The sequence below is a fragment of the Oscillibacter sp. genome (assembly GCF_032060045.1).
GTDB lineage: Bacteria > Bacillota > Clostridia > Oscillospirales > Oscillospiraceae > Oscillibacter.
In genome coordinates this window covers 17,578-21,322 of record NZ_DAMBZJ010000041.1, presented here as the reverse complement: position 1 = coordinate 21,322, position 3,745 = coordinate 17,578, and the positions used below count along the sequence as shown (strand labels likewise).

General features: G+C 45.1%; 5 protein-coding genes. 1 reads left to right on the top strand and 4 read right to left on the bottom strand.

Annotation, left to right across the window (positions count from 1 at the left end):
- The first annotated feature begins 261 nt into the window (after positions 1 to 261).
- A complete protein-coding gene (locus tag RT018_RS13800) occupies positions 262 to 600 on the top strand; it encodes a DUF3852 domain-containing protein (protein ID WP_312942870.1) in 339 nt (112 codons plus the stop codon).
- Between the two features lie 98 nt (positions 601 to 698).
- Here RT018_RS13800 and RT018_RS13795 read toward each other — a convergent pair whose 3' ends face one another.
- The 4 genes from RT018_RS13795 to arsB all read right to left on the bottom strand — a co-directional run bounded on the left by RT018_RS13795 (position 699) and on the right by arsB (position 3,712).
- Entirely contained in the window at positions 699 to 1,574 is an 876-nt protein-coding gene (locus RT018_RS13795; RefSeq protein ID WP_026184156.1) for a methionyl aminopeptidase, read from the bottom strand.
- Positions 1,575 to 1,623: 49 nt separating this feature from the next.
- A complete protein-coding gene (locus RT018_RS13790; protein ID WP_026184155.1) occupies positions 1,624 to 1,965 on the bottom strand; it encodes an AraC family transcriptional regulator in 342 nt (113 codons plus the stop codon).
- 296 nt (positions 1,966 to 2,261) lie between these two features.
- The gene (locus tag RT018_RS13785) at positions 2,262 to 2,669 is read right to left on the bottom strand and encodes an arsenate reductase ArsC (protein WP_018213998.1); all 408 of its coding nucleotides are present in this window, start codon (positions 2,667 to 2,669) and stop codon (positions 2,262 to 2,264) included.
- Positions 2,666 to 3,712, bottom strand: a complete 1,047-nt coding sequence (gene arsB, locus RT018_RS13780) for an ACR3 family arsenite efflux transporter (RefSeq protein WP_018213997.1) — start codon at positions 3,710 to 3,712, stop codon at positions 2,666 to 2,668. The genes RT018_RS13785 and arsB overlap by 4 nt, the downstream gene beginning before the upstream one ends.
- Positions 3,713 to 3,745: the final 33 nt, after the last annotated feature.

Sequence of the window (3,745 nt, the reverse complement as noted above, 5' to 3'; positions counted from 1 at the left end):
ACAGCCGCAGGACGCATTTCTCACCCATCTGGTTCCCGGACGGAAGCTATACCCCGTACACATGGCTGATTGATTGCTGGTCACCCGCCGGGATGCTCTCTATGAATCTCTCGGACACCGTCACCATCCGGGATTATTTATGGACGGACTGGCATATTGCGCCGCAGAAATCCCATTAAAAACAGAGAAAAAACAAGACCGCAGCCAATCAAAAGCTGCGGTCTTGCTGTTTTCAACCCTATGATGAAAGGTGGAAAATCAATGAAATCGAAACGAATTGCAATGCTCCTGTGCATGGCTCTGCTGCTGTGCCTGATGTTCAGTACAACGGCCTATGCAGCGGGAACCGGGGATGTAGCCGGAGCCATTGAGGGAACGTGGACAACGGCCTCCCAGCAGATCAAAACCGTGGTCAACAAGGTGGTGTTCCCCGCCATCGACCTGATTCTGGCTGTGTTCTTCTTTGCCAAATTAGGCACGGCTTATTTTGATTATCGGAAACATGGCCAGTTCGAGTGGGCGGCTCCGGCAATCCTGTTTGCCTGCTTGGTGTTCACGCTGACAGCCCCATTATACATCTGGACTATTCTTGGCATGTAGTAATAATGAGTAGGTCCAGTTCTGCAAGGAGCTGGGTCTGCTCATTTAGGTTCTCATTATGCTCATAATAAGAAATTCTGGTTATTCCTAACTGTTCATTAATATGCCAACACCTCATAACCAGTTTCGGTTACTAACACCTGTTTTTCCCATTGCGCAGAAGGCTTCCCATCAGCAGTGCGAATAGTCCAATTATCGCATTTATCTGTTACTATATTGGATTTTCCCATATTTATCATAGGCTCTACAGTAAAAACAAGTCCTGGGACTAAGAGCATTCCTGTTCCTTGCTTTGTCACATAACCGACCCAAGGATCTTCATGAAATTGTAGACCAATACCGTGGCCTCCGATTTCTCGAACGACAGAATATCCATTTTCCCTTGCATGGTCTTGAACAGCTTGCCCAACATCACCAAGAAATCCCCACGGTTTTACCTGTTCAATGCCCAGCTCCACACACTCTTTCGCAACATCAACCAGTTTTTGTTTCTCAGCGGAAACAGCACCAATGCAAAACATGCGTGAAGAATCTGAAAAAAATCCGTTATAAATTGTAGACACATCAATATTTACAATATCGCCGTTTCGCAGGAATATACGATCAGAGGGGATACCATGACATACAACATCATTAATTGAGATACACACGCTCTTAGGGTATCCGTCAAAATTGAGTGTTGCTGGAACGCCTCCCAGTTCCTTGGTTTTTTCGAAGATAAGCCGGTCAAGCTCTTCCGTGGTGATTCCATCAACCGCATAATTTGCAATGAAATCCAGTAAAGCGATGTTTCGTTTGCTGCTTTCCCGAATACCTTCAATCTGTTGTTTTGTTTTAAGCAATTTTCGATAAGGCACTTCATATCCCTTTAAGCGGTAGATTTCAATTTGCTCATCAATAGGGCCATGACATTTCTTATATTTTCGACCGCTGCCACACCAGCAGAGATCATTTCTTCCAAACTTGTCAGACATTTTATCTCCTCGCATTTACAAATTCGGAGGGAGCAATACGCCCTATAGACTAAGGTGAGCTAAGAGAAACACCGGAAGTTTTCCGATATTGGCGTGGCGAGCATTGAAACGCTTGTGAAAAAGCTCTTGCAAACGCTTCAGATGACGAGTACCCATATCGAAAAGCAATATCGGTTATTCTGTCATTGGTTATGCAAAGATCATTAGCAGCAGCTTTTAATTTACATTGGGCAAGAAATTGTTTATATGTCATACCCATGTGCTCCCGAAACTTTGTAGAGCAGTAATACGGTGAATAACCAACATATGATGACATATCTTGCAGGCTTGGGCTTTCTGTTATGTTATTTTCTACCCACTTTGCCATTGTTTCTATTGTTTGAACAGACATTTGCTTCACTCCTTTCTCCAGTATATCAATTCTCACAGACAATTACCTGATATAAGTTGCACATATGAGATAAAGTGCTTGCCGATAATCTCCGTAATTTGGCTGCAGCAGGAGTTTACGGATGCCTTTAATTACTGTACAGATTATAAATAATTAGCAATTCAAATACTTGTTAAAAGTTATCGTACCATATGTTGCCGCAAATTTCCACTGTCCTTATGCAAGTATTGACTGGACGATACTGGGGATGTAACGGAGAATAGGAAAACGAGGCTGACAAACGCCAGCCTCGTTCTTTATAGTTTGTTGTCAGCGATTCGCTCTCTCAAATTCTCAATTTTAGAGCGGATTGCTTTTATAGTACGTTCAAAGTCCACATCGCTTTTGCCGGTTGGGTCATCTAACCCCCAATCCTCCCTGTGCATACAGGGCAAAAAAGGACACTGCACATTGCAGCCCATGGTCACCACGATATCCACTGGGGGAATCTCCTCCAGCAGCTTACTGCGCTGAGTTCGCTCCATGTCGATGCCATAAATCTGCTTCATCAGCCGCACAGCATCCTGATTGATTTGCGGCTTTACTTCCGTTCCGGCAGAATAGCTTTCAAAGACATCAGACGCAAGGTACTTGCCCAGTGCTTCGGCAATTTGGCTGCGGCAGGAGTTGTGTACGCAGATAAATGCTACTTTAGGTTTGCTCATACTGGAAACCATCCTTTCGTTTTGTTGGCGATTTTTACAAGCAACAGCATCACCGGCACCTCGGTCAGCACGCCAACTACGGTGGCAAGAGCCGCCGGTGAAGTAGTACCAAACAATGCAATCGCCACAGCGACCGACAGTTCAAAGAAGTTGGACGCGCCAATCATCCCCGCAGGGGCGGCAATATCATGGGGCAGCTTCAGCCATTTGCAAGCAAAATAAGCGATGAAGAAAATAAGGAAAGTTTGCAAAACAAGCGGCACAGCAATGAGTAGAATGTGCAGCGGATTATTCAAAATCACATCACCTTGGAAGGAAAACAGCAATACCAAAGTGAGCAGCAGACCAATGCTGGTGGCATTATCAAATTTATGGACAAAGGTGTTTTCAAAATACTCTGTGCCCTTGCGATTTGTCACCAGCACACGGGTCAGAATACCGCCCGCAAGCGGAATGACTACAAATAAAATGACCGATAAAATCAGCGTGTCCCATGGCACGGACACGTTGGAAACGCCCAGTAGGAATTTCACAATCGGCACAAAGGCAACCAGAATAATCAAATCGTTGGTTGCTACCTGTACTACGGTGTAGGCAGGGTTTCCTTTGGTGAGCGTGCTCCAGACGAACACCATCGCTGTGCAGGGTGCCGCACCCAAGAGTACTGCACCCGCCAGATACTCCTTGGCGAGGTCAGGGGCAATCAAGCCCTTAAAAACCACATAGAAAAATAGCGCGGCGATACCGTACATGGTGAACGGCTTGATGAGCCAGTTTGTCACCCATGTGACGAATAACCCCTTTGGGTTTTTCCCCACATTTTTGACGCTCTGGAAATTCACCTTCATCATCATGGGATAAATCATCACCCAAATGAGGATGGCGACCGGAATAGAAACTCTGGCATACTCAAAACGGCCTAAAAATGCAGGAACGGCAGGTAAAAGTTTACCAATTAAAACACCTGCCGTCATACAGAGAGCAACCCACACGGTTAGGTATTTTTGAAAGAAGCCAATGCTTTGTGATTTTTCCTTTGCCATAAATTTACCCCCGTACTTTTTGCAGGATTTTAA